The sequence below is a fragment of the Pseudoalteromonas piscicida genome (assembly GCF_000238315.3).
GTDB lineage: Bacteria > Pseudomonadota > Gammaproteobacteria > Enterobacterales > Alteromonadaceae > Pseudoalteromonas > Pseudoalteromonas piscicida.
On record NZ_CP011924.1, the window covers coordinates 593,999 to 619,002 of the forward strand.

Annotated in this window: 19 protein-coding genes and 1 pseudogene; 9 read left to right on the forward strand and 11 right to left on the reverse strand. The window is 43.2% G+C overall.

Annotation, left to right across the window (positions count from 1 at the left end):
• Positions 1–175 precede the first annotated feature (175 nt).
• Complete coding sequence (locus PPIS_RS02820; protein WP_010375391.1) at positions 176–1,180, forward strand: response regulator; 1,005 nt, start codon at positions 176–178, stop codon at positions 1,178–1,180.
• A gap of 2 nt (positions 1,181–1,182) precedes the next feature.
• Positions 1,183–2,157 carry a sensor domain-containing diguanylate cyclase gene (locus PPIS_RS02825; protein WP_010375394.1) on the forward strand — a complete coding sequence of 325 codons (975 nt, stop codon included), beginning with the start codon at positions 1,183–1,185 and terminating at the stop codon, positions 2,155–2,157.
• 148 nt (positions 2,158–2,305) lie between these two features.
• On the opposite strand, the gene PPIS_RS02830 is transcribed toward PPIS_RS02825, so the two are convergent.
• Positions 2,306–2,791, reverse strand: coding sequence for a DUF2269 family protein (locus PPIS_RS02830; protein ID WP_010375396.1), 486 nt, complete (start codon positions 2,789–2,791; stop codon positions 2,306–2,308).
• Positions 2,773–3,432, reverse strand: a complete 660-nt coding sequence (locus tag PPIS_RS02835; protein ID WP_010375397.1) for a hypothetical protein — start codon at positions 3,430–3,432, stop codon at positions 2,773–2,775. Before PPIS_RS02835 ends, PPIS_RS02830 begins: the two co-directional genes overlap by 19 nt.
• Positions 3,433–3,813: 381 nt before the next feature.
• On the opposite strand from PPIS_RS02835, the gene PPIS_RS02840 reads away from it, so the two are divergent.
• A complete protein-coding gene (locus tag PPIS_RS02840; protein ID WP_010375399.1) occupies positions 3,814–4,173 on the forward strand; it encodes a DUF4870 domain-containing protein in 360 nt (119 codons plus the stop codon).
• 181 nt (positions 4,174–4,354) lie between these two features.
• Here the strand turns inward: PPIS_RS02840 and PPIS_RS02845 are convergent, their stop codons facing one another.
• From PPIS_RS02845 to PPIS_RS02860, 4 genes are all read right to left on the reverse strand, one after another.
• Complete coding sequence (locus PPIS_RS02845; RefSeq protein ID WP_010375401.1) at positions 4,355–5,860, reverse strand: SpoVR family protein; 1,506 nt, start codon at positions 5,858–5,860, stop codon at positions 4,355–4,357.
• A gap of 18 nt (positions 5,861–5,878) precedes the next feature.
• Positions 5,879–7,162 (reverse strand): YeaH/YhbH family protein, encoded by a 1,284-nt coding sequence (locus tag PPIS_RS02850; protein WP_010375403.1) that lies wholly within the window; start codon positions 7,160–7,162, stop codon positions 5,879–5,881.
• A 25-nt stretch (positions 7,163–7,187) separates the two neighbouring features.
• The gene (locus PPIS_RS02855) at positions 7,188–9,110 is read right to left on the reverse strand and encodes a PrkA family serine protein kinase (protein ID WP_010375404.1); all 1,923 of its coding nucleotides are present in this window, start codon (positions 9,108–9,110) and stop codon (positions 7,188–7,190) included.
• Between the two features lie 186 nt (positions 9,111–9,296).
• Positions 9,297–9,878, reverse strand: a complete 582-nt coding sequence (locus PPIS_RS02860) for a Fe-Mn family superoxide dismutase (RefSeq protein ID WP_010375405.1) — start codon at positions 9,876–9,878, stop codon at positions 9,297–9,299.
• Between the two features lie 386 nt (positions 9,879–10,264).
• On the opposite strand from PPIS_RS02860, the gene PPIS_RS02865 reads away from it, so the two are divergent.
• The 4 genes and pseudogenes from PPIS_RS02865 (at position 10,265) to PPIS_RS02880 (ending at position 17,891) form a co-directional block, all read left to right on the forward strand.
• Positions 10,265–10,609: a Grx4 family monothiol glutaredoxin gene (locus PPIS_RS02865; protein WP_010375406.1), complete on the forward strand. Its 345-nt coding sequence runs from the start codon at positions 10,265–10,267 to the stop codon at positions 10,607–10,609.
• A 612-nt stretch (positions 10,610–11,221) separates the two neighbouring features.
• A pseudogene (gene gltB / locus PPIS_RS02870) lies at positions 11,222–15,678 on the forward strand (glutamate synthase large subunit).
• Positions 15,679–15,687: 9 nt separating this feature from the next.
• Positions 15,688–17,103, forward strand: coding sequence for an FAD-dependent oxidoreductase (locus PPIS_RS02875; protein WP_010375412.1), 1,416 nt, complete (start codon positions 15,688–15,690; stop codon positions 17,101–17,103).
• A gap of 392 nt (positions 17,104–17,495) precedes the next feature.
• Positions 17,496–17,891 carry a DUF1801 domain-containing protein gene (locus tag PPIS_RS02880; RefSeq protein ID WP_010375414.1) on the forward strand — a complete coding sequence of 132 codons (396 nt, stop codon included), beginning with the start codon at positions 17,496–17,498 and terminating at the stop codon, positions 17,889–17,891.
• A gap of 28 nt (positions 17,892–17,919) precedes the next feature.
• On the opposite strand, the gene recN is transcribed toward PPIS_RS02880, so the two are convergent.
• The 3 genes from recN to nadK all read right to left on the reverse strand — a co-directional run bounded on the left by recN (position 17,920) and on the right by nadK (position 21,220).
• Positions 17,920–19,596 carry a DNA repair protein RecN gene (gene recN, locus PPIS_RS02885; protein WP_010375416.1) on the reverse strand — a complete coding sequence of 559 codons (1,677 nt, stop codon included), beginning with the start codon at positions 19,594–19,596 and terminating at the stop codon, positions 17,920–17,922.
• 95 nt (positions 19,597–19,691) lie between these two features.
• A complete protein-coding gene (locus PPIS_RS02890) occupies positions 19,692–20,273 on the reverse strand; it encodes a hypothetical protein (protein ID WP_010375419.1) in 582 nt (193 codons plus the stop codon).
• Between the two features lie 62 nt (positions 20,274–20,335).
• The gene (gene nadK, locus PPIS_RS02895) at positions 20,336–21,220 is read right to left on the reverse strand and encodes an NAD(+) kinase (protein ID WP_010375421.1); all 885 of its coding nucleotides are present in this window, start codon (positions 21,218–21,220) and stop codon (positions 20,336–20,338) included.
• 54 nt (positions 21,221–21,274) lie between these two features.
• On the opposite strand from nadK, the gene PPIS_RS02900 reads away from it, so the two are divergent.
• Positions 21,275–22,246 carry an HrcA family transcriptional regulator gene (locus PPIS_RS02900; RefSeq protein ID WP_010375423.1) on the forward strand — a complete coding sequence of 324 codons (972 nt, stop codon included), beginning with the start codon at positions 21,275–21,277 and terminating at the stop codon, positions 22,244–22,246.
• Between the two features lie 65 nt (positions 22,247–22,311).
• Positions 22,312–22,923 (forward strand): nucleotide exchange factor GrpE, encoded by a 612-nt coding sequence (gene grpE, locus PPIS_RS02905; RefSeq protein WP_010375425.1) that lies wholly within the window; start codon positions 22,312–22,314, stop codon positions 22,921–22,923.
• 65 nt (positions 22,924–22,988) lie between these two features.
• Here grpE and PPIS_RS02910 read toward each other — a convergent pair whose 3' ends face one another.
• Together PPIS_RS02910 and PPIS_RS02915 are read right to left on the reverse strand one after the other, a co-directional pair.
• The gene (locus PPIS_RS02910; RefSeq protein WP_010375427.1) at positions 22,989–24,029 is read right to left on the reverse strand and encodes a tetratricopeptide repeat protein; all 1,041 of its coding nucleotides are present in this window, start codon (positions 24,027–24,029) and stop codon (positions 22,989–22,991) included.
• 97 nt (positions 24,030–24,126) lie between these two features.
• Positions 24,127–24,900, reverse strand: coding sequence for a substrate-binding periplasmic protein (locus PPIS_RS02915; RefSeq protein ID WP_010375428.1), 774 nt, complete (start codon positions 24,898–24,900; stop codon positions 24,127–24,129).
• Positions 24,901–25,004: the final 104 nt, after the last annotated feature.

The following is a 25,004-nucleotide window of genomic DNA, read 5'->3' on the forward strand; positions in this document are numbered from 1 at the left end:
ATTGATTTGAGTGTATTATACTGACAGTAACTAACCAAGCTTAAGTGACATTTAGATTGTCAAGATGGCGTCATTTTATTAACATATGTCGCAATTTTAAGCTTTAATCTCATAATTATAACTAAAACTTCCCGACATCGTGCCGATACGCATGGGAAACAGAAAGAGAGCTTGTATGTCAACACTAGTCCTAATTTGTGACGATTCAAAACTTGCCCGTCGGCAGCTGGCGCGTTCATTGCCAGACGACTGGGATATTAAAGTAGAATTTGCAGAGAATGGACTCGACTGTATTAAACAAATAAAAGCACTTTCTCCAGAGATTCTATTCCTTGATCTAAATATGCCGCAGATGGATGGATATGAAGTGCTACAGGCTATTAGCGAGCAAGATTTATCCGTGCTTACTGTCGTTGTTTCTGGCGATATTCAACCTAATGCGCACCAACGTGTGATAGAACTCGGCGCTATTGATTTTATCCGTAAGCCCTGCGATGCAGCTAAGCTTGCTGAAATTATTGAGCATCATGGAATAAAAGACAAAGCAATCAGAGAAAGCTTGGTTCATAAACTTGGTGAGCAGCTAGACCCTGAGATCCGTGATATCTATCAAGAGCTTACAAACGTTGCTATGGGGCAGGCGGGTGATTTGTTGGCGCGATTGCTAAACGTATTCGTCGAACTACCTATTCCCAACGTTAACGTACTCGAAGTCAACGAGCTGCATATGGCACTGCAAGCGATTGATGCGAGCGCGACTACGTCGGGCGTTTGCCAAGGTTTTATTGGCGGTGGAGTGTCCGGAGAAGCGCTGCTACTGCTCAATGATTCTAGTTTCAAAGAGATCGCGTCTTTGATGAATTATCATGGCGATCTTAATACCAAAGTTGAGCTTGAGCTTTTAATGGATATTAGCAATATCTTGATTGGCGCAATTTTAACGGGACTATCTAAGCAGCTCGATATGTCTTTCAGTCAAGGACACCCAGTGGTGCTTGGTCAACATTGTGATGTTGCTGAACTTGTGAAAGCCAACAAAGCGAGATGGCAAAGAACGCTCGCTATAGAGATTAGCTATGGCATTGAGCATCACAACATTAACTGTGACCTTATGCTGTTATTCACAGAAGACTCACTTAAAACATTAAAATACAAAGTAGCCTATTTATTGGATGATTAACTATGCCTGCAGCCGATTTTGATATGAATGAAATCCATTGGTTAATGGATATGTTTAACACCGTAGATGTTGGCTTGGTGGTGCTTGATCGCGACTACAAGGTATGTATATGGAATGGTTTTATGGAAAATCATTCCGGTTTATTACCGAGTGCGGTTAAAGATAAAGACATTTTTGACTTGTTCCCAAGTATTGATGAGCAATGGTTTAGATCAAAAGCTGAACCGGTGTTCGTGCTAAAAAATCGGTCGTTTACCATTTGGGAGCAGCAGCCTTATATTTTTCGATTCAAAAATTATCGACCTATCACAGGCAAAGCGGATTATATGTATCAGAATGCAACTTTCATCCCGTTGACCACAGTGACGGGGGATGTAGGGCATATTTGTGTGATCATATACGATGTAACCGACGAAGCAATCAATAAATTAGAGCTTGAGTCGTTGAATAAACAATTAGAAAAAATCAGCCGTACAGACAGTTTAACCCAGCTGCATAATCGCGGCTTTTGGGAAGAAAGCCTAAAGCAAGAGTTTAAACGCTTGAAACGTAATCAAGGACAAAGCGCATTGCTTATGTTCGATATAGACCACTTTAAGCGTATCAATGACGAATACGGTCACAGTGGTGGAGATGAGGCAATCCGCCATATCTCTGACTTACTACGCAAAACACTACGCGAAACGGACACTGCAGGCCGCTACGGCGGTGAAGAGTTTGCAGTGACTTTGCTCGACACAGACGTAAAGGGTGCAATCACTTTCGCCGAAAGACTGCGCTCGTTAATAGAAAACTCATCTATTTACTACGATGAACAACAAATAAAGATTACGGTTAGCCTTGGTGTTGCCGTGTACGAAGAGTCTTTTGAAAAACATGAGCAATGGATTGAAGCCGCGGACAGCGCTTTGTATGTTTCTAAAGAGGGCGGAAGAAATCGGGTAACTGTATACTCTGAAGACATGGCCAGCGAGTAAATTTATCTTTATATGGTGACTTTAGCGCGATGCGGTTCTATTCATATTGCCACTTTATAATTCTTACCCCACTAACTTTTTAGTATCGGTGTGGAATGAACAGCGGTCTGTTAGACAAATCAACAGTATCGTTCGGTTATTCCGCGAATTAAAGTGATAAAAGTGGCATCTTACTCACTGCTAAATACATCACGATAACGACTGAAACCGGTATGGTTAAGAGTGCAAGTTTAGTAAAAGGGCCGTGGTAGAGCGCTAACCAACGCCGTTGCTGAGCGCTTGCAATGCCCAAGTGGACACTTTTAGATGCCTTTGCTGCTAACCAATTTCCCAAGAAAATATCCACAATCTCTAACGGGATAATCACGAGACCGACCACAAGTAGCTTTTGCTGGAGCCATGGAGATGTAAACCATCCAGCTAAAAAAGCCATAGAAAAGCCTGTTAATAAGAGGACAATAAATGCTACATGTTCCAGTGTGACCATGAGAAAGAACACATGATCCACCTTCGCGGTCACCGGTCCTATATTTTCATTTTCTATTGCTTTTAACACAAGCCAAGCACCAAGAGCTGGGCCGAGCCAAAAAATCAAGGCGCCTATGTGCACTAATTTTAAGATTGCGTATTCCATCTAGGCCTCAAAACTTGATGTGCAAAGATAATCATCCAAAGTGTACTAAGAGTCATGCTTGATGCAGTAAATATCTCAGCAGCTTTAAGTTGACTAGCTGCGATAGATACAGACAGCAATAAACCTAAAATCCAAGCGGTGATCCCCCACACTGATACCCATGTTTTAAATATATCTTGTTTAATGGCTAGACAGGTTAACGTAAGCCCTCCTAAATTATAAAGGCCATTACCTAAGTAACCGGTTAGATGGGTTGCAATATGCTCAAACAGTAAAAATACAGATTCTCCCATGGCTAAATGAACTACTTTTGGTAAAACAAAGGCATAAATTACTTCAGCAATTAGATCTGGGACCACACCCAATGCGACTAATAGCAGGCCAACATGCTTTCTAAAGTCTGCTTTGAGCTCACCTGCTAAAATAACACTAAATACTAAAAGACCTAGTGCAGAGAACATCCAAGCTATCCAAGACCACTGCCACAATACTAAGTTTTCGGCAATAAACTCCATACGCATTATTACCGTGTTATCAAGCGGCAAGCCTGGACGCATCGGTCCATTCATTAAAAGACATGCAGCAGTAATTATTGCGGCAATCAGATAAACAACAACAAATTTGGTTTTGTATTGGTCCATTGGTTTTATGTCTGGATTAGCGTCCTTTGGTTCATCTTAAATCTATACCCAAAATTGGTAAAGCCTTAGTCTAAATAGACATTATTTACTTGGTGAAAATTGAATAACCCTTGTCTTTAAACTATAGCGGTTAACCAGAGCTGTTATGCCTACGCTTATGCTCTCGATATTAAAAGGCTTGTAAATCATGGCTTATCTAGCTTTAATGGAGGTGTGGGGAGTTGAGTTCTCATTAGAGGTCTTTAGCCTATGAGTACTGCCTAAAAATGACTTTTATTCATTAACCTGAGATTTATTAGAAATACCCCTATAGACTTCAGTCAATATGAAACACCTGCTTGAAATGCGTAATCACTTGCAACAATAAAAGGGAATGAAAAAATGAACGATAATGATGAATACTGGGGCATGCCGCTAAATACATACTGTATGTTATTACATTTGAGCCAACTGGCGAGCTTTGTTGCTCCGGGACTAGGGCTTGTACTACCAGTAGTTATGTGGGCAACCAATAAGGATAAAAGCGAAACGATCGATCAACACGGAAAAGCTACTATTAACTGGTTAATTAGCTTAATTATCTATTCCATAATTTGCGGTATTTTAGTTTTTGTTGCGGTTGGTATTTTAGGGTTCGTTGTTTTAGCTATTCTTAATGTTATATTTGCCATCATAGCCGCGATAAAAGCCAATAATGGGGAAGTATGGGTTTATCCACTGAGCTTCAATTTTTTTAAGTAACCGGCACTTTGAATAGCGAAACTCTGCTGTTGGAAGTGTTCGCGTTAGCAGTATTGAATTAAACAAAGCACCTCAGAGCAGCACAATATAGAAGTTTGAGCTAATTTAAGGCGCCTGAATATGGGAAAGGAATCACGGCAAACACAACCTGTTTGCCGGCTCCTAAGTCAAACTAACAGAGTTACGATTCACTTTCTTCTTCAGGGCATTGAGCTATCTGCTCGAGATTGCCATTTTCATCTACTTGTTCAAGTTTCACTTTAAATCCCCATAAGCGATAGAGGTGCTTTATCACTTCTTGCTTTGAAGCGGCAAGTGGGATCCCGCCTTGTGGTACATACCTTAGCGTAAGTGAACGATCTCCCCGTACATCTACATCATAAACTTGAATATTAGGCTCATGGTTACTGAGGTTGTACTGCGCTGAAAGAGCGCTGCGAAGTTGTTGATAACCCATTTCATCGTGAATAGGGCCAACTTCCAAATGTGGAGATTTTTGTTTGTCGACAATCGTAAAAAGTTTAAAGTCGCGCATGAGCTTTGGAGATAAAAATTGGCTGATAAAGCTCTCGTCTTTAAAATTTTGCATTGCAAAATGCAGTGTGTCTAGCCAGTTGCTCCCCGCAAATTCCGGGAACCACTGTTTGTCTTCTTCTGTTGGGTTTTCGCATGTACGGCGAATATCGACCATCATGTTAAAGCCGAGCGCATAGGGGTTTATCCCTGAATAAAATTTACTATTGTATGGCGGTTGATATACAACATTGGTATGACTTTGCAAAAACTCCAACATAAAGGAGTCACTTAGTTTTCCCTCGTCATACAAGTGATTCAAAATAGTGTAATGCCAAAATGTAGCCCAGCCCTCGTTCATGACTTGAGTTTGTCTTTGCGGGTAGAAATACTGTGATACTTTACGCACAATACGAATAATCTCGCGTTGCCAAGACTCCAGCAATGGCGCATTTTTCTCGATGAAATATAGTATGTTTTCCTGAGGTTCTGATGGGAAACGGGCACGGCTGTCGGTTTCTTCATCTTCACCTTTAGGAATGGTTCGCCATAATTCATTAACTTGGGACTGCAAATAATCTTCCCGCTCTTTTTGGCGTTTTTGCTCCTCAAACATAGAGATCCGTTGCGGCCTTTTATATCGATCAACCCCGTAATTCATTAACGCATGACAAGAGTCAATAAGGTTTTCTACCTCATCAATACCGTACTTTTCTTCACACTTGGCGACATAATTTTTAGCGAATACCAAGTAATCAATGATGGATGATGCATCTGTCCAGGTTTTAAATAGATAGTTACCTTTAAAGAAAGAATTATGACCATAGCACGCATGCGCCATCACCAGCGCCTGCATAGGCATGGTATTTTCTTCCATTAAGTACGCAATACAAGGATTGGAGTTAATCACAATCTCGTAGGCAAGACCCATTTGACCACGTTTGTAGGTTTGCTCAGTCTGGATAAACTTTTTCCCGTACGACCAATGTGCATAACCAATTGGCATGCCTACACTGGAGTAGGCATCCATCATCTGCTCTGCTGTGATCACCTCAATTTGATTTGGGTAAGTGTCAAGTCTGTAATGCTCGGCTACACGAGCAATTTCCTGATGATAAGTATCAAGTAAATCAAAGGTCCAATCTGGACCATCGTCAATTGGCTGATATGTCATCGCGCAACCTCCCAAAAATTATGCCGCACTTTGCTTATTTTTGTTCTTCTTGAACAATTCTCTAAAGATAGGATAAATATCTTCTACGCCTCGAATGTGCTGCATAGCAAAGTTGTCAAATGAGTTGGCTACTCCTTGATACTCCCGCCACAGACTTTGGTGTGCACGGGTCGTTATCTCTATATACGCATAGTAGCGGACAATTTTAAGTAGTTTGTTAGAAAGTATCTGGGTGCATTGTGGAGAATCATCTGCCCAGTTATCGCCGTCAGAGGCTTGTGCGGCGTAAATATTCCAATCGCCTTGGGCATAACGCTCTTGAATGATTTCATCCATTAATTTCAGTGCACTTGAGACAATTGTGCCACCCGTCTCTTGGGAGTAGAAAAACTCTTGCTCGTCTACTTCTTTTGCTTGGGTATGGTGGCGGATATAGACTACCTCAATATCTTTATAAGTACGGGTCAAGAACTGATAGAGCAAAATATAAAAACGTTTTGCCATGTCTTTTGTAGCTTGATCCATTGAGCCAGACACATCCATCAAGCAAAACATAACAGCTTTGCTGGTGGGGTGCGGACGCCTGTCGTAATTACGAAAGCGTAAGTCGTAATTGTCGATGAAAGGCACTGCGGCTATTTGCTCTTTTAGCACTTGGATCCGCAGCTCTATATCATTGATTTTCTGTTGAGGAGGAACCGGTTCAGCAAGCATACTCGCCAGTTCTTCCTCTAATTCCCTTAACTCTCGGCGTTTACTTGAGGTCATCGCAATACGGCGTGCCATTGAGCCTTTTAAACTGCGTACAATATCTAAGTTGCTAGGCATACCATCATTACAAAAGCCAGCTCGATGCGTTTTCATTTGCATTAATTTATCTAACTGGCTTTGTTGTAAGTTGGGTAACTCCAAGTCTTCAAACAATAGGTCTAAGTATTCATCTTTAGAAATAGAGAATACAAAGTCGTCTTGTCCTTCCCCTTGGTTACTTGCCTCGCCATCACCTGATCCACCACCTTGCCCAGAAGGAGGGCGCTGGATCCGATCGCCCGTTGAAAATTGGTCGTTACCTGGGTGAATGAGCTCTCTGTCCCCCCCTTTTCCTTGATGGAAAGTGGGCTCGCTGATATCTCGTTGTGGGATAGAAATGCTTTCGCCACTGGAGATATCAGTCACACTACGTTTGTTGATGGCCTCTGAAACCGCTTTCTTTATCTGCTTCTTGTAGCGGCGGATAAAGCGTTGGCGGTTCAGAGTGCTCTTATTTTTGCCGTTAAGACGGCGGTCAATAAAATGCGCCATATAACACCCTCTTCATACTAACAAGTTACTGTGACTTTCTAACTCTTAAATACCATTCTGAAAGTAGGCGAACTTGTTTTTGGGTATAGCCTTTATCAACCATACGATTGACAAAGTCCTCGTGCTTCTTCTGATCTTCGGCAGAGGTTTTTGCATTAAATGAAATTACAGGGAGTAAGTCTTCGGTATTAGAGAACATTTTCTTCTCGATAACAGTTCTTAGTTTTTCGTAGCTGGTCCATACTGGATTGTCACCATTGTGATGGGCTCTTGCTCTTAAAACAAAGTTGACTATCTCGTTACGGAAATCTTTAGGATTGGAAATACCGGCTGGCTTTTCAATCTTTTCCAGCTCGCCGTTAAGCGCGGCTCTATCAAACAGTTGACCTGTATCTGGGTCACGATATTCCTGATCTTGGATCCAAAAGTCTGCATAGGTAACATAGCGGTCAAAAATATTTTGGCCGTACTCAGAGTACGACTCAAGGTAAGCTGTTTGTAGTTCTTTACCGATAAATTCGACATATTGTGGGATTAGATACCCTTTTAGATGGCTTAGGTAGCGCTCTTGTATTTCAGCGTTAAATTGTTCGCGCTCAATTTGCTGCTCAAGTACATAGAACAAATGAACAGGGTTTGCTGCGACTTCACTATGGTCAAAGTTAAACACACGAGAGAGGATCTTAAAGGCAAAGCGAGTTGAAAGGCCGTTCATGCCTTCGTCAACGCCTGCATAATCTCTGTATTCTTGATAGGATTTAGCTTTTGGATCTGTGTCTTTTAAGCTTTCACCATCGTAAACCCGCATTTTTGAATAGATACTGGAGTTCTCTGGTTCTTTAATTCGAGACAGTGCTGAAAACTTCGCTAAAGTTTCTAAAGTGCCAGGCGCACAGGGGGCTTCCCTGAGTTCACTATTTTCAATAAGCTTCTCGTAAATTTTGACCTCTTCAGACACGCGTAAACAATAAGGCACTTTGACGATGTAAACACGGTCTAAAAATGCCTCGTTGTTTTTATTGTTCTTAAAGGTTTGCCATTCAGACTCGTTAGAGTGAGCGAGTATTAGGCCGCTAAATGGTAGGGCGGAAATACCCTCGGTACCATTGTAGTTGCCTTCTTGGGTTGCAGTTAGCAGCGGGTGTAGCACCTTAATGGGTGCTTTAAACATCTCGACAAATTCCATCAAACCTTGGTTCGCAAGACATAGCGCGCCAGAATACGCATAAGCATCAGGGTCATTTTGAGCGAAATGCTCAAGTTTACGAATATCAACTTTACCCACCAGCGCTGAGATATCTTGGTTGTTCTCATCCCCTGGCTCTGTTTTCGCGATAGCAATTTGATCAAGAATGGAAGGGTAACGTTTTACGACCTTAAATTGTGTAATATCTCCATTGTACTCATGTAAGCGTTTAGTTGCCCATGGAGACATTATTGTTTTAATATAGCGCCCAGGAATGCCGTACTCTTTTTCAAGTAGGTCGGCATCTTCTTGTGGGCTAAACAAGCAAAGCGGGTGGTCATTAACGGGTGAGCCTTTTAAAGAATAAACCGGCACCTTTTGCATCAAATACTTGAGCTTTTCTGCGATAGACGATTTACCACCACCAACCGGGCCGAGTAAATAGAGCACTTGTTTGCACTCTTCAAGCCCCTGTGCGGCATGTTTGAGATACGATACTATTTGTTCAATGGCATCCTCCATACCGTAAAACTCATTGAAGGCAGGGTATCGAGCTATTACTCTATTCGAAAACAGCCGACTAAGTCTGGCATCTTTCGACGTATCGATCATTTCTGGTTCGCCTATTGCCATCAGAAGTCGCTCAGGTGCGCTGGCATAGGCTGATTTGTCATTTTTACAAATTTCAAGAAATTCCGCGATGGTGTACTCTTCTTCTTGCGCGGCTTCATATCTGGCCTGATAATGTTCAAATATTGTCATAACGACCTCCAATAAGCTACTTGGTGTGGTTTGCGGATCACAGATTTGGAAAGGTTACTTAAAGCTTAGTCGTGATATGAAGAATACCCAAAAAAAACTAGATTTTTTATGTATTAATGTTGAGTTACAGGCATGAAAAAAGGGCGCTTGTGCGCCCCATTGTTGCATCAATACTGATAGTTGATGTTAAGCTAGGTTGCTGTTAGCGAAATCCCAGTTAACAAGTGCCCAGAAACCTTTAAGGTAATCAGGACGAACATTACGGTAATCGATGTAGTAAGCGTGTTCCCACAGGTCAACTGTGATGATAGGGGTAACACCTTCTTCAGTCAGCGGAGTCGCTGCATTTGAAGTGTTAACGATATCTAGAGAGCCGTCAGCTAGTTGTACTAACCAAGTCCAGCTTGAACCAAAGTTGTTAACTGCTTTGTCGTTGAAAGCTTCTTGGAATGCTGCGAATGAGCCCCATTTTGCATTAATTAGTTCAGCAACTTTACCTGTTGGTTCGCCACCTGCATTTGGCGCAAGGCTGTGCCAGTAGAAAGTGTGGTTCCAGATTTGAGCAGCATTGTTGAAAACACCACCTTCAGAGCTACATACGATCTCTTCTAGTGATTTACCTTCAAAGTCAGTACCTTCGATAAGACCGTTAAGCTTTACAACGTATGTGTTGTGGTGCTTACCGTGGTGGAATTCTAGCGTCTCTTGAGAAACGTGCGGCTCAAGAGCATTTAGTGCATAAGGTAGTGACGGTAGTTCAAATGCCATATTAATCTCCATTTTTTGGTTGATTTGCCAATAACACGTACGAAAGGTAGCTAACATCAGCCCACTTTTCTATACCATTGGCCTATATAGTGATACTATAATTCCTGACTATTTTACTCAAGTTTTGGCAAACAGCAATGCGTGCCAGTGACTTAATGACTTATAATACACATTCTTTGTGAACATATGCCGAATAGCAGTCAAAGTGTAGAACATCATGACAGGCGGTCATGCTTATTTTAGCCATGTATCCCGAGATTCTATCGCTGCTTAAAGCTTGGCATTATGAATGCAACAGGTGTTGTTAAAGTGAGTAGCAAGCTAAAACGCCGATGCTAAACTAGATATTGATAAGCATTGGACGAAACGTCATTTTGAGGTAACTAATGGAAACTATTGACAAGATTAAACAGCAGATCGAAGAAAATCCAATCATCTTATATATGAAAGGGTCGCCAAAACTCCCTAACTGTGGTTTCTCTTCGCAGGCATCTCAGGCTTTGATGGCGTGTGGTGAGCAGTTTGCTTATGTTGACATTTTATTAAATCCAGACATTCGTGCTGAACTACCGCATTATGCGAACTGGCCAACTTTCCCTCAGCTTTGGGTAGAAGGTGAGTTAATCGGTGGTTGTGACATTATCATTGAGATGTTCCAAAAAGGTGAGCTTCAACCTCTTATTGCTGAAACAGCAGCTAAATATAAGAAAGACGAAGCAGCAGCGGAATAAGCTAACCGCTTATGGCAGAGTCGATACTCTGCCATGCTTTATTTTTTAAAAATCTTCTAATATCTTCCTACCTACTTTTCTTAGCAAGTCTTTTTGTCTGATGTTTGGTTGAAAACCAGAAGTTCATTGAATTTAAGGTATCGACACTTTCATTAACGCTATTCGCGTTTATCTAACTTAGAGCTACTCGCTTATTTTTATCAACTCAAGTTGACGTTAGCGTCAAGCTAAAAACGCTCTCTGTTTTGCATACCTATATAAACAGTGTAATCGAACGTGCTTCGATATTGAGTTCTATAAAATCCAAAAAGTGAATAATTATTCATTTTTACCTTGGTTTACGTTTACGTAAACGTTTGTTTTTGGTTGTGTCTCGTTGCATTTTTATTGGTGTGATACCGGTGTCATTTTGCAAATTTATATTCACTATTTTCAAAGTGGCAAATTTATTACGATTTTGGCTAACTTGTCTTACCAATGAGAAATATTCAAGTTTATGAATATGTATTCATATTTGTGTTGACTCTACTTTCAATCAAGGCTAATTTTGAATATCTGCCAGCATTTCGTCGTACCGTCATGGGCTGGCCGTTGTAGCAAGGGGAGGAGTCTATGTTATACGACTCAAAATTAGAAAAAGATAACTGTGGATTTGGCTTGATTGCGCATGTAAGCGGTCAGCCGAGTCACAAACTGATCCGTACAGCAATCACAGGTTTGGACCGCATGCAGCACCGAGGTGGTATTTCTGCAGATGGTAAAACCGGTGATGGTTGCGGTCTGTTATTACAAAAGCCGGATAGTTTTTTCCGCGCCGTCGCAGCTGAAAACGATTGGCATGTAGGCAAAAACTATGCGGTAGGTATGCTATTTTTAAATCAGGACTATGAGCTTGCAGCTGCGGCTGAAAAAGTGATCAGTGAAGAATTAGAAAAAGAAACACTGACGCTCATAGGTTGGCGTGAAGTACCCACCGATCCATCTATGCTTGGTCCTATTGCTAAAGCACAATTACCGCAGTTTAAACAGGTTTTTGTCGGTGCTCCAGAAGGGTGGCGTCCTAAAGATTTAGAGCGTCGTCTATATATAGCAAGACGACGCATAGAAAAGCGTTTAGAACAAGATGAGCAGTTTTATATTTGTAGTTTGTCCGGTTTAGTGACTATCTACAAAGGCTTAATGATGCCGGCGGATCTACCGAATTTTTATACGGATCTTGCTGATATGCGGATGACCAGTGCGATTTGCGTATTCCATCAACGCTTTTCAACCAATACACAGCCTCGATGGCCGTTGGCGCAACCATTCCGCTATTTAGCTCACAATGGTGAGATCAATACCATTGAAGGTAACCGTCAGTGGGCGAGGGCACGTGCTTACAAGTTCGCGTCACCTTTATTACCAGATTTGCAAAATGCGGCACCGTTTGTCAATGAAACGGGTTCTGATTCGTCTAGTTTAGATAACATGCTAGAGCTATTTTTAGCTGGTGGCATGGACTTATTCCGTGCTATGCGTATGTTAGTACCACCTGCATGGCAGAAAAATCGCGCTATGGATGAAGACTTACGCGCATTCTATGACTTTAACTCCATGCATATGGAACCGTGGGATGGACCAGCTGGCATCGTAATGTCTGATGGGCGCTTTGCTGCCTGTAATTTGGACCGTAACGGTCTTCGTCCTGCCCGTTATGTGATCACACAAGACGGCTTTATTACGCTTGCCTCGGAAGTGGGCATTTGGGATTACGCGCCAGATGAAGTTATTGAAAAAGGTCGCGTGGGTCCAGGTGAATTACTGGTGGTTGATACTTTACATGGCAAGATTTGGCAGTCCGATGAAATCGATCAAGATTTGAAATCCAGACATCCATACAAAACTTGGCTTGAGCAAAACGTTAAGCGTTTAACGCCATTTGAAGCACTAGATGAAAAAGCGGCTGGCAAGCGCGATCTTGACGATGAAACCTTGTTGACCTATCAGAAGCAGTTTGGTTATACCAACGAAGAGCTCGACCAAGTTATTCGCGTGATGGGTGAAAATGGCCAAGAAGCAACTGGTTCAATGGGTGACGATACGCCATTTGCAGTGCTATCTGAAGGACACCGCTCGATATTTGACTACTTCCGCCAGAAGTTTGCTCAGGTCACTAACCCGCCAATCGATCCGTTACGGGAAAATCATGTAATGTCACTGGCGACTTGTATTGGTCGCGAGCAAAACGTTTTTAACGAAACCACAGGTCATGCTAAACGTTTGCAGTTTGCCTCGCCGGTACTGACTTATTCTGATATGCAGCAGCTATTAACCGCCGATGATGACCATTACTGTGCGTGTAAAATTTCATTGATTTACGAGATTGAAGAGTCTTTGCAAGATGCAATCAAGCGTATTTGTGATGAGGCTGTTGCAAAAGCAGGCTCCGGGTGCGTGATGTTAGTGCTCAGTGACCGAGAAATTGCTGCAGGCAAGCAAGTTATCCCAGCGGCGATGGCCGTGGGGGCGGTACAAAGGCGACTGGTGGATGGCAACCTGCGTTGCGATACCAATATTTTGGTTGAAACAGGTAGCGTAAGAGATCCGCACCAGTTTGCTGTTATGTTAGGTTTTGGCGCAACAGCGATTTATCCTTATCTAGCCTACGAAACCCTTGTGGCAATGTGTGATAAGAAGATCATTAAAAAGTCTTACCGCGAGGTGACTCTGTCTTATCGCGGCGCGATTAACAAAGGTTTATACAAGATCATGTCGAAGATGGGGATCAGCACCATTGCTTCCTATCGTTGTTCGATGTTATTTGAAGCCGTCGGTTTATCCGATGAGGTGGTTGAATTGTGCTTCAAAGGAGTTGCAAACCGTATTAAAGGTGCGTGTTTTGACGACTTTGCCTTGGAGCAACAACAACTCAATAAATTGGCATTTAGCAAGCGTAAACTGCTATCACACGGTGGATTATTAAAGTATGTGCATGGTGGTGAATACCATGCCTATAACCCAGATGTCGTGCAAACTTTGCAGACCGCAGTTCGTTCGGGTAACTATCAAGACTACGTTAAATATGCGGAGCTGGTAAATAACCGTCCAATTACCAATCTGCGAGACATGCTTAAGCTTAATACGGCGCAACAAGCAATCGACATCAACGATGTTGAGCCTGCGACTGAGCTATACAAACGTTTGACTCAGCCGCGATGAGTATCGGGGCTTTATCACCGGAGGCACATGAAGCGTTAGCAATTGCGATGAATCGCCTCGGCGGTTGCTCTAACTCTGGTGAGGGTGGTGAGGATAAGCTACGTTTTGGTACAGAAAAGAATTCGCGTATTAAGCAAGTTGCTTCTGGCCGATTCGGTGTGACACCACATTATTTGCGTTCAGCTGACGTTATTCAAATCAAAGTTGCGCAAGGGGCAAAGCCGGGCGAGGGTGGTCAGCTGCCGGGTGAAAAAGTCACCCCTTATATCGCGAAGTTACGCTATTCGGTTCCTGGTGTTACTTTGATTTCGCCGCCGCCGCATCACGATATTTATTCGATTGAAGACTTAGCTCAGCTTATTTTTGACCTCAAACAGGTCAACCCTGAAGCGATGATCTCGGTCAAGCTGGTTTCAGAACCCGGTGTCGGCACGATTGCGACTGGTGTTGCTAAAGCGTATGCCGATCTCATTACCATTGCCGGTTATGACGGTGGTACAGGGGCGAGTCCGCTGACATCGGTAAAATATGCAGGTAGTCCGTGGGAGCTTGGCCTTGCTGAAACGCAACAGGCGCTGGTTGAAAATGGTCTACGCCACCGCATTAGGTTGCAAACAGATGGCGGCTTAAAAACAGGATTAGATATTATTAAAGCTGCAATTTTGGGTGCTGAGAGCTTTGGCTTTGGCACAGGCCCTATGGTTGCGCTTGGCTGTAAATACCTGCGGATCTGTCACCTTAATAACTGTGCAACCGGTGTTGCGACACAAGACGATACGCTGCGTCAAAAGCATTATCACGGACTGCCAGAAATGGCGATGAACTACTTTAAGTTTATTGCGCAAGAGGCTCGTGAACTGATGGCGGCTTTGGGAGTCACAAAACTCACCGATTTGATTGGGAGAACGGATTTACTTGAAGCCATTGAAGGTAATACTGCGAAGCAGAAAAAGCTCGACTTAAGTCCGCTTCTAGCGAAGCCGAACAATCCGTCAAATGAAGCGCTGTACTGCACGCATACTAATCCGTCACATTACAGTGGTGCGTTGAACGAAAGCTTACTAGCAAAAGCGAAGACAGCAATCGACGAAATGACAGGTATCTCGTTGGTGAGTCGTATTTCCAATACGGATCGCTCTATCGGTGCAATGTTGTCTGGTTATATCGCCAGCAAGCATGGTAACCAAGGTATGGCAGCGGATCCAATCGCACTTGAGTTACATGGTACAGCAGGGCAATCGTTTGGGGTTTGGAACGCCGGTGGCCTTGAAATGACATTAGTCGGTGATGCTAACGATTACGTTGGTAAAGGGATGGCTGGTGGAAAGCTAGTCGTGCGTCCTCCTGTCGGCTCAAGCTTTGCCTCTCATCAGGCGGCTATCATTGGTAACACCTGTTTATATGGCGCGACTGGCGGCAAATTGTTTGCTGCAGGCCGAGCAGGCGAGCGCTTTGCTGTGCGTAACTCGGGTGTACAAGCGGTTGTTGAAGGGCTTGGTGATAATGGTTGCGAATACATGATGGGAGGCGTGGTGTGTGTGCTTGGTCAAGTTGGCGTTAACTTTGGCGCAGGCATGACCGGTGGTTTTGCCTATGTACTTGATGAAGAAAGTGATTTTGATAAGCGGATCAACCCTGAGTTGGTCGAGCTGGTAGACCTCAAAGCGCTGGCATCGCACCAAGAGCATCTACGCGGTTTGATTGCAGAGCATCTAGATTTAACGAGCTCAACTCGAGCTGAGCAGATCTTAGCTAACTTTGAGTTGTATTTGCCAATGTTTAAATTGGTAAAGCCAAAGTCGAGCGATTTAAACAGTTTACTTGGCCACCGAGCGCGTAGTAGCGCTGAGCTAAGAATTCAGGCGCAGTAGGAGAGAGCAATGAGCGAGAACGTTTACCAATTTATCGATGTACAACGTGTAGATCCGCGCAAAAAGCCTATTTCTACGCGTAAGCAATCTTTTGTTGAAATTTATGAGCCATTTTCTGAGCAGCAAGTTCATTCACAGTCCGACCGTTGTTTAGATTGTGGTAACCCGTATTGTGAATGGAAGTGTCCAGTTCACAACTATATTCCGCAATGGCTCAAACTTATTCGTACGGGCAGAATCATTGAGGCAGCGGAGCTATCTCACCGTACCAATAGTTTGCCTGAAGTGTGTGGGCGAGTATGTCCGCAAGATAGGCTTTGTGAGGGATCGTGTACGCTGAACGAAGAGTTTGGTGCAGTGACTATAGGAAATATTGAAAAATATATTACCGATACGGCGTTTGCACAGGGCTGGAAACCTGATCTTTCTTACGTTACTTGGACCGATAAGAAAGTCGCAATCATAGGCGCGGGTCCAGCAGGACTTGGCTGTGCGGATATTCTAGTGCGAAACGGCGTGCGCCCTGTGGTGTATGATCGCAACCCTGAAATTGGCGGTTTGCTGACCTTTGGGATCCCGTCATTCAAATTAGAAAAATCGGTAATGGAAAACCGTCGCGAGATTTTCACCGAAATGGGCGTTGAGTTTAAACTCAATACCGAGGTTGGTCGTGATGTTTCAATGGACGAGTTATTGTCACAATATGACGCCGTATTCTTAGGTGTGGGGACGTACCAAAGCATGAAAGGTAATCTTGAAAATGAAGATGCCGATGGTGTTTATGATGCGCTACCATTTTTGATTGGTAACACCAACCGAGTTATGGGCTATGACGAAAGTCAGCATAGCTATGTGAACATGGCTGGTAAGCGCGTGGTGGTACTAGGTGGTGGGGACACAGCGATGGACTGTGTTAGAACGTCAGTCAGACAAAATGCGCAATCCGTGATCTGTGCTTATCGTCGTGACGAAGAAAACATGCCAGGCTCAGTTCGAGAAGTTAAAAATGCCAAAGAAGAAGGGGTTGAATTTAGATTCAATTTACAGCCAGTTGGTATTGAAGTCGACAGCTCAGGCAAAGTCACGGGCGTTAAAATGGTGAAAACACAATTAGGTGAACCCGACAAAAATGGTCGCCGTAGTGCTGAAACCGTGGAAGGCTCTGAGCATACACTAGAAGCCGACGCGGTGATCATGGCATTTGGTTTTAAGCCTCACAACCTTGACTGGTTAGCACAATACGATGTCGCAATAAATCACTGGGGCGGTATTGTTGCACCAGAAAAAGGCGCATTTACACATCAAACAAGTAATCCGAAAATCTTTGCCGGTGGTGACGCCGTACGAGGTTCTGATTTAGTGGTAACGGCGATTTTTGAAGGCCGCAACGCAGCTGAAGGCATTTTGGACTATTTAGAAGTTTAACGCTTTTGTCGTTCACAAACCCCAACTACATTCGTTGTAGCTGGGGTTTTTTATTTGAATTTTGCGTAGGGACTGTTTATCTTTTAAGTTTGTTTTTGCAGCAGTTTGATTGGTGTTTATACAAGGCAGAGTCTGCGTAGCATAGTTGTTCTATGTGAGTCAGGCGAGAACACAGTAGAAATGCCAATCAAGCGCTGCCCTTTGGGTTCACCTGAGTGTGCTTTGTTCATTGTTGCTCAACTTTTACCTAGATTACTAGGCGGCAAGTCGAGCGTCGCGACCAAAACGCACTCAGAAGAACAAGAATCAAACAGCAAAGGTCAACAGACCCTTGTTAGCCGCTAACTTAATTTCACTCAACATATATTTGTCAATAGTATTAAGGAAAGATCATGAATGAAACAATAAACTCAGGCGCTGATACGGTAACCGCAAAAATAGCGAGTGTAAACGATTGGCGTGCAGTGGTATTGCAGCAGATCAGAAGTCTGATCCTAAGTGTTGATGAAGATGTAGAAGAAGATATCAAATGGCGTAAGCCAAGCAACCCAACAGGTGTGCCCGTCTGGTCAAAAGCTGGCATGATCTGCACGGGCGAAGTTTACAAAGATAAGGTCAAACTTACTTTTGCATATGGCGCAAAGTTTGAAGATGAACACGAGTTATTCAATAGTGGCTTTGCTGGTAACACTAGACGGGCGATTGATATAAAACAGCAGGACACCATCAATGAAGCCCATTTTTGTTCATTGATCCGCGCAGCAATTCGGTATAACGCTGCGCGTTAATCAACAGGTGCAATCCGCCTGATAACGGCTAAGCACTTTGTACTTGTAATAACTCCTTGGCACTCGCTCTTGTCGTGTCACTTATTTTATCTCCACCAATTAACCTTGCTATTTCATCAATGCGTTGGCTTTCTGCCATTGGGGTCATTTTGGTAAAGGTTTCGCCATGTTCTACCCGTTTTGCGACAAAGAACTGGTTGTGACCACTGCATGCCACTTGCGGTAAATGGGTAACACAAATAACTTGCGTGGACTGACCAAGCTGGCGTAGCAATTTACCTACGGTTGCAGCCGTTGGACCTGATATCCCAACATCAACTTCATCGAAAATCAAAGTGGGTGTTGTGACGCGTGTTGCGATAATCACTTGAATGGCTAAGCTTATCCGAGATAGCTCACCACCCGAGGCAACTTTGCCCATCGGTTGTAAAGGTTGTCCTGGGTTAGTAGAGACGTAAAATTCAATGTGATCATACCCAAGTGGACTCGGTTTAGCGCCAAGGTTAGGCGTTAACTGGATCTCAAATTGACCATCACCCATCGCAAGCTCTTTCATACTTGCAGAAATTCGTTCGTTAAGAGATGCACTGGCTTGCTGGCGGCTTTGACTTAATCCTAGTGCAGCTTGATTATAGGCGTTGATGGCTTCAGCAATTTCTTCCTCTAACGCATCCAGTCGTGCAGAATCTGAGCTAATAGACTCAAGCTCATGTTGCAGTGCTTGATGGTGCTGATATAGCAATTCAGGCTGAACTTGATGTTTTCTAGCTAAATCTAGAGCTTGAGAGAGTCTATCTTCTAGCTCTTGTAATCGCATCGGATCTTGTTCGACCGAATCGGAATAACTGCGGATCTCTCTACTGGCTTCTTCTACTTGTACTGCTGCCTCTTCTAGCACTTGCGCAATATTCTCGAGAGTTTTGTCAAAACTGGTGAGTTCAGAGAACACTTGCGCACTTTGTTGTAGTTGCGATAGCACAGTCTGCTCGTCATTTTCATAAAGGCGAGAGAGCTCACGGTGGCATTGTTCTAAAATGGTTTGACTATGGCTTAGGCGCGAATGTTCGGTCTCAATATCTTCATATTCGCCTTCCTGTAAGGCAAACTCGTCAAGCTCCGCTACTTGGTACTCAAGAAGTTGTTTTTTTGCGGCTTGTGCCTGTTGTGACTTTTGAAGTTCGGCATATTCTTTTTGCAGTTTATGGTAGTGATTGTATTGTCCCTTAACTGCTTGTAACAAAGTCGTGTGGCTAGCGTAGGCATCAAGCAAGTGCAGTTGATACTCTGGCTTTAGCAGTAGCTGATGGGCATGCTGCCCATGAATTGCAATAAGATGTTGCCCAAGCTCCTTTTGCTGGCCTGCAGTAACAGGGGAGCCATTGATGTAGCTTTTACTACGCCCACTTTTACTAATAACACGACGAAGAATACATTCATTCTCTTCGTTATCTAGCATATGCTCTGTTAGAAAGCGTTTGGCAGCAGGGAGATTTGAAACATCAAACTGAGCAGAGATATCCGCCTTATCGGTACCTGGACGAATAGCAGAGGGATCAGCACGCTCACCGAGACATAAAGAAAGCGCATCAATTGCAATGGACTTACCCGCGCCTGTTTCACCTGTAATTGCGGTCATGCCGCAATGCCAGTCAATATTTAGCGCACTAACAATAGCAAAATTTTGAACATTTAAAGCTAAAAGCATACTGTACACCCCAACAGAGAATTACTGTTAATTTATACAGTATTTTGTTGTTTAGCAACTCAAATCAAAAAATTTTACTAAAAATAATAGCAAGATTAACCAACAGCATGCTCTTTTACTAAAGCTGCTGCTTGCATTTGTTGGTTGGATGGCTCTGAGCTACTTAGTTCTGGTGAGTCTAATGCATCTTCATCTTGTTGTATTGCTGGCGTATCAGGTGTTTGAGTGCGTGCAATGAGAGCTGGAAGCATCTCGCGATAGAAGTCACGATTATAGGCAATGCCTGCCGTAGGTAATTCGGCAACAAAATATTGTAATTGCTCAGCAAGCAAATCCATATTGCCATTTGAGCGGCACTTATTAAGCTCGTTTGTCACTGAATAGATAAATAACTCGGACACTTTTTCCAGTTGCGCCAAGTTCTCTTCCGAGTGGGTTTGAACGACAAAAAAGTTGCCAACAATTGCATTGATCTGCGGTGCGTATTTTGGCCTTAAAATCTTCGCTTCGACGAATTCAGCAACTTTAAGTTTAAAGTTGCTGCTAATCACTTTTAAACGATCATTAAAGGCTTTTTTTTCCGCTTCACGGGCTTTTCTTCTATTGTTTTCAATCACTAAATACACAGAAAGTATAGTGATAAGCAGCGCCAATGTGAAAAATACAACGTAAGCCATTTTATTGTTATTTACCTAAATTAGAAAATTTAACCAAGGTTATTTTGCGTAACTTTGTGGACTTAGTAAAGCCTACTGCCCCAATTTAATTTCTGTCTAAGAACATTGTAGTAGGAGTAGCATTTGGGATGTATCAATCTTAGTCTTTTCTCCGCTTTTTTGATGATAACTTCGTCACCGGGTAGCACTGCCAGTACAACATGACTGTCACAACTCACTTGTAAGCTGTCGGTGTTTTCTAGACTTAACTTAAGTTTTACTTCTTTTTCTGCATCCACCACTAAAGGTCTGCTAGATAAAGTATGCGGAAACATAGGCACCAGTGAAATAGCGTCGAGTTCCGGGGTTAAAATAGGCCCGCCACCCGAAAGCGAGTAAGCGGTTGACCCCGTTGGTGTCGAGACAATTAAACCGTCTGAGCGCTGAGAAAATACAAAGTCGTCATCGATAAAAGCCTCAAATTCAATCATATGCGCAACTTTATCAGCGTGTAATACGGCTTCGTTCATTGCTAAATTTGCGCTTTTAAGTTGGTGATGTCGGTATACTGCCACCTCCAACAGAAATCTCGATTCTTCAATAAATTGGCCACTCAACACCGCTTCTAGCTGCGCTTCAAAGCCTTCGGGGTTCAAATCTGTCAAAAAGCCTAAGTTACCGCGGTTAACTCCAATCACGGCGACATCAAAACGAGCAAGTACTCTTGCTGCACCAAGCATGTTACCGTCACCACCAACAACAATAGCAAGGTCGCAACGTTTACCTAGTTCAACTAACTCGATAACAGCGTCTTCGTCTAACGACTTTATTTGCTCCGCAACGCGATCTTCTACGAGTACTTCATATCCTAATGCTTGCAAAAATGTGTAGAGTCGTTGTAAGGTCGTCCCCGCGCCTTCGTGGTTGGGTTTGCCAATTAAGCCGATGGTGTTAAACGTGGTCGTCATTCAGTCATTTGTCCTTGGTATCTTTGTTGCAAGATTATATTAAAAGCGTAGTGCTTGAAACTGGCAATTGACACCCATATTAAAATAATTATGAAACTAAATCCCAGAGATGAACAAATTCTGTGTGCGGTCATGCGCCATTATTGTAATGGTGAAGGGCAGCCTGTTGCATCCAGCAAAATAGCAAAGCAGGACGGCCTTGCTATTTGTTCTGCAACCGTACGCAATGCAATGGCAAGACTTGAAAATCAAGGCTTATTGTATTCGCCGCACACGTCAGCTGGCCGCGTGCCCACCGACCAAGGTGTAAAATTCTGGCTACAGGAGTTTTTTCCTCTGGCTGATGTTGCCGTTCATTGGCAACCAGATCAATCCGCAATAGTCTCTTTTGCCCATTTATTGAGCCAAAACTTTCAGGTCTGTTGCTGCGTGGGATTACCACAAGTTAGCAGCAAACAAATGTTCCGTGTGGAAGTACTCGATTTTGATCGTAAAAATTGGCTGGTCCTACTGTTAGACAGAGCGGGGCAATCACACAATATTTGTATTGATAAACCCGTAGATGACTCCGACGCGTTGCGTTACCAGTTCGCGGCTTGGATGAATACTGTATTCAGTCAACAAACTTTAGTTGAAGGGTTGCACCGAATGCGCGCCATGGCACACAGTGCACCGCCGAGTTGTCATCATATTTTGGCCCAGTGGACTAAGCAGTTAAGTCAGCAATTAGGCTCAGATAATGCAATTGTGGTCGGTGAGCGCTACTTATATAACCGCTTAGAGTTGGATAGAGAGATTAATCTTGGCGTCGGATTTTTAGACCAAGTTGAAGACCGCTTAGCGTTTAAAGACGGCGTATCCGTGTTACTTGGCGAAGAGCTAAGTATGCTCGGTTTACATCGCGTAGTGGTGCTCAGTGTGCCGTATTTCTCCAAAGGAGAATATCAAAGTCGCTTTTGCGTCATTTGTCCTGCGGATTCAAAGATCGAAGCCATCTTGTCAGAATTCAAAAAATTGCCGCAATAAAGGGTTGAAACTCTCATTTCAATCCCCATAATTACCGCAGTTGTAAAGAATCGGAGAATCATCACATGTCTGAGCAGACAAAAGCCCCAGAGCAAGAGCTTGAACAAACACAAGCGGAAGCAGAAGTTGTAGAAGCGCAAGCAGAACAACAAACGCAGGAAGAGCAGGCAGAAAATGCGGGTGAGTTGAGCCCAGAAGAAGAAATCGCTGGTCTGTATGCTGAGCTTGAAACCGCTAAGCAAACTATCGACTCACAAAAAGATAGCGTTGTTCGCGCCGCTGCTGAGCTTGAAAATGTTCGTCGCCGTGCCGCGCAGGACGTTGAAAAAGCACACAAATTCGCACTAGAAAAGTTCTCAAACGAATTACTACCTGTAATTGATAACCTAGAGCGTGCGATTGAGTTTTCTGACAAAGAAAACGAAACGCTAAAGCCTGTGCTTGAAGGTATCGATATGACTATCAAGACATTTGCCGATGCCTTAGCTAAATTCGGTGTTGAAGCGGTAAATCCACAGGGTGAAACATTTAACCCAGAGCTACACCAAGCAATGTCAATTCAGCCGAGCAATGATGTATCACCAAATACAGTGCTTGCTGTGATGCAAAAAGGTTATACCTTAAACGGCCGTCTATTGCGCCCTGCAATGGTGATGGTGTCTAAGGCCGCTGAATAAGCAAATCCAATTTGAAAAAGCCGCTCATTGAGCGGCTTTTTGCGTTTAGTAACGAGTGTATGCGCTTACCAACTACACTGTTTCACTTTATCAAACCAAGGACTGGAAAAAGACTTGGCTGTGATGGGGAGGGGGGCAGTGACTTCGACGCCTAATTCTTTTGCTAAATATCTATGTACTAGCAGTTTTACTTTATCGCTTTCTAACTGGGTATATGCCAGTTGTAACGCTTGCTTAGTGTTTTGGTTGGGCATTTCTCCTTCGAGTTGTTTATAACGCGCCTCAAGCCATTGTAGCCAAGCTTGTTTTGATTCGTTTGGAAAGGCTGTAGTTAGGGTAGATGTGGGCCCTTGTAAACGTTCGTAGTTGACGATTTGCTTTTGAATAAGAAAGACAAACATCAAGTTAATGCCCGCTGAGATTTGACCCGAGCGTTTATCAACAGCTTGATAACCCAACAGGGCATGACGAAAATACTGCTCGGCTTCAAATATTCGGCCTTGATCAAGCGCGAGGCTACCTAAGTTGCTTTCGATCATCGCAAGTACTGGGGTTTGTTTTAACTCCTCAGCCAGTTTGCGTGCTTTGGCATACAATGTTCTCGCTTTTTGATAGTCATCTTGGTTGCGGGCAACTAATGCCATACTGTTAGTCAGCGTAAGCCGCTGGCGGTCATTTTCTGCATATTTGTAGGCACACTTGAGGCTAGTATCTGCATCATCAAGGTACTCCTGTCGGCGTAACCAAATCCCAAGTGCGCTCAAAATGGTAGGGAGGTTTGCTTTAAAAAACATGTCATCTGGATACAAAAAGGCCGCGTTTATTGAGGTATAGAGCCTATCTACTTTATTTGTTGGTACAGAGGCTCGAGCGCTCAGCAAATGCCACTGAATAAATAAAGGTACAGGTACATCTTGCAATTGATCTAAACCGTCGAGAATAATCAGTGATTGTGCAGGGTTAACTGTTAAATAGTCGCTGGCCTCGTCTAGCTTACTTTCAAAATATGAAAAGTCTTTCGCCAACGCGTGTTGGCAAAAATAAAATGTACAAGTTACAAAGAGTAAAAACCGAACCAAGCAAACCCCAACCACATTTTGGCGCATCTATTGACTGTAGTCGGCAGTAACAAATAGTTCCAAATCAATTACGATAAACAGCATTATACAAAGATAAGCAACAATGTAGAGGTCGCCTCTTTAGTTATGAATAGGGAGCGGGAACTTGATGAAAAGAAAACAAATTGCTGAGTTCGCTTTGGTGCAAGTCAATTAGCCGATTGATGTTTTCAAGATCTTCAGTAGTTAAACTGACTTTGCTAAGCATATAGCTAACAGGTGTTTTATTCGCGTCGATACCTGAATAGATAACATCGGTATACTCTTTGGTTTGAATAAAGTGTTCGCCCGCGAGCTTATCTTCAACAACATAGTCAACTCGCTGTTTACTCAACATTTTAAAGCGACGAGCGGCATTGGGCAGGTGAACCAGCTGATCGTTATAAAGGTCTTGGATCAGTTTTTCAAAGGCCATACCGTAGTAGCTGCCAGCATTCAGTGCAAATGTGTTTCCTGCAAGGATCAACGACTCGACTTCGCCGCCAATTTTTGGTTTGTCTTTATGTTGGAATAATGCCATGACTTCTTGGCGGTAAGGTGTAGTAAAGTACGCAAACTTAGCTCTCGTTGCGGTTTTGGTCGCGGCCACCACTAAATCTACTTTGCCTGTTTTTAGCTCCGTTAGCATTCTTGATGAGGTGGGATAAAATACATATTTCAAGCAATAAGATGAATCGTTAAACAAGGTATTTAGCGCATTAATTTCTATACCAGAGACATTACCTCCGCTGCGAGAAATATAGGGAGGCCACTGCGTTTCGTTCATTCCTACACGCAAAGTTTTATCGCATTTGGCCGACGCTTCGAACGCTAAAAACGCGATGAATAAACAGAGTAAAAACGATCTAGCGTATTTCATGGTGATCGATCCTTGCAGATGAGTAGAGGTGATTATTTTATCAGTAAATCAAAAAAGGTACACGAGCTTTGTTAAACGATTAAGTTTGTAACCGCTAACCGCTA

What these genes read in the sequence shown, in the direction of transcription:
- PPIS_RS02825 (WP_010375394.1), top strand. Translation starts at nt 1,183, where the DNA reads ATGCCTGCAGCCGATTTTGATATGAATGAAATCCATTGGTTAATGGAT.
- nadK (WP_010375421.1), bottom strand. Translation starts at nt 21,220, where the DNA reads ATGACGACCACGTTTAACACCATCGGCTTAATTGGCAAACCCAACCAC.
- PPIS_RS02855 (WP_010375404.1), bottom strand. Translation starts at nt 9,110, where the DNA reads ATGACAATATTTGAACATTATCAGGCCAGATATGAAGCCGCGCAAGAA.
- PPIS_RS02820 (WP_010375391.1), top strand. Translation starts at nt 176, where the DNA reads ATGTCAACACTAGTCCTAATTTGTGACGATTCAAAACTTGCCCGTCGG.
- PPIS_RS02830 (WP_010375396.1), bottom strand. Translation starts at nt 2,791, where the DNA reads ATGGAATACGCAATCTTAAAATTAGTGCACATAGGCGCCTTGATTTTT.
- PPIS_RS02915 (WP_010375428.1), bottom strand. Translation starts at nt 24,900, where the DNA reads ATGAAATACGCTAGATCGTTTTTACTCTGTTTATTCATCGCGTTTTTA.
- PPIS_RS02890 (WP_010375419.1), bottom strand. Translation starts at nt 20,273, where the DNA reads ATGGCTTACGTTGTATTTTTCACATTGGCGCTGCTTATCACTATACTT.
- PPIS_RS02860 (WP_010375405.1), bottom strand. Translation starts at nt 9,878, where the DNA reads ATGGCATTTGAACTACCGTCACTACCTTATGCACTAAATGCTCTTGAG.
- PPIS_RS02845 (WP_010375401.1), bottom strand. Translation starts at nt 5,860, where the DNA reads ATGACATATCAGCCAATTGACGATGGTCCAGATTGGACCTTTGATTTA.
- PPIS_RS02910 (WP_010375427.1), bottom strand. Translation starts at nt 24,029, where the DNA reads ATGCGCCAAAATGTGGTTGGGGTTTGCTTGGTTCGGTTTTTACTCTTT.
- PPIS_RS02840 (WP_010375399.1), top strand. Translation starts at nt 3,814, where the DNA reads ATGAACGATAATGATGAATACTGGGGCATGCCGCTAAATACATACTGT.
- PPIS_RS02835 (WP_010375397.1), bottom strand. Translation starts at nt 3,432, where the DNA reads ATGGACCAATACAAAACCAAATTTGTTGTTGTTTATCTGATTGCCGCA.
- recN (WP_010375416.1), bottom strand. Translation starts at nt 19,596, where the DNA reads ATGCTTTTAGCTTTAAATGTTCAAAATTTTGCTATTGTTAGTGCGCTA.
- PPIS_RS02850 (WP_010375403.1), bottom strand. Translation starts at nt 7,162, where the DNA reads ATGGCGCATTTTATTGACCGCCGTCTTAACGGCAAAAATAAGAGCACT.
- PPIS_RS02875 (WP_010375412.1), top strand. Translation starts at nt 15,688, where the DNA reads ATGAGCGAGAACGTTTACCAATTTATCGATGTACAACGTGTAGATCCG.
- grpE (WP_010375425.1), top strand. Translation starts at nt 22,312, where the DNA reads ATGTCTGAGCAGACAAAAGCCCCAGAGCAAGAGCTTGAACAAACACAA.
- PPIS_RS02865 (WP_010375406.1), top strand. Translation starts at nt 10,265, where the DNA reads ATGGAAACTATTGACAAGATTAAACAGCAGATCGAAGAAAATCCAATC.
- PPIS_RS02880 (WP_010375414.1), top strand. Translation starts at nt 17,496, where the DNA reads ATGAATGAAACAATAAACTCAGGCGCTGATACGGTAACCGCAAAAATA.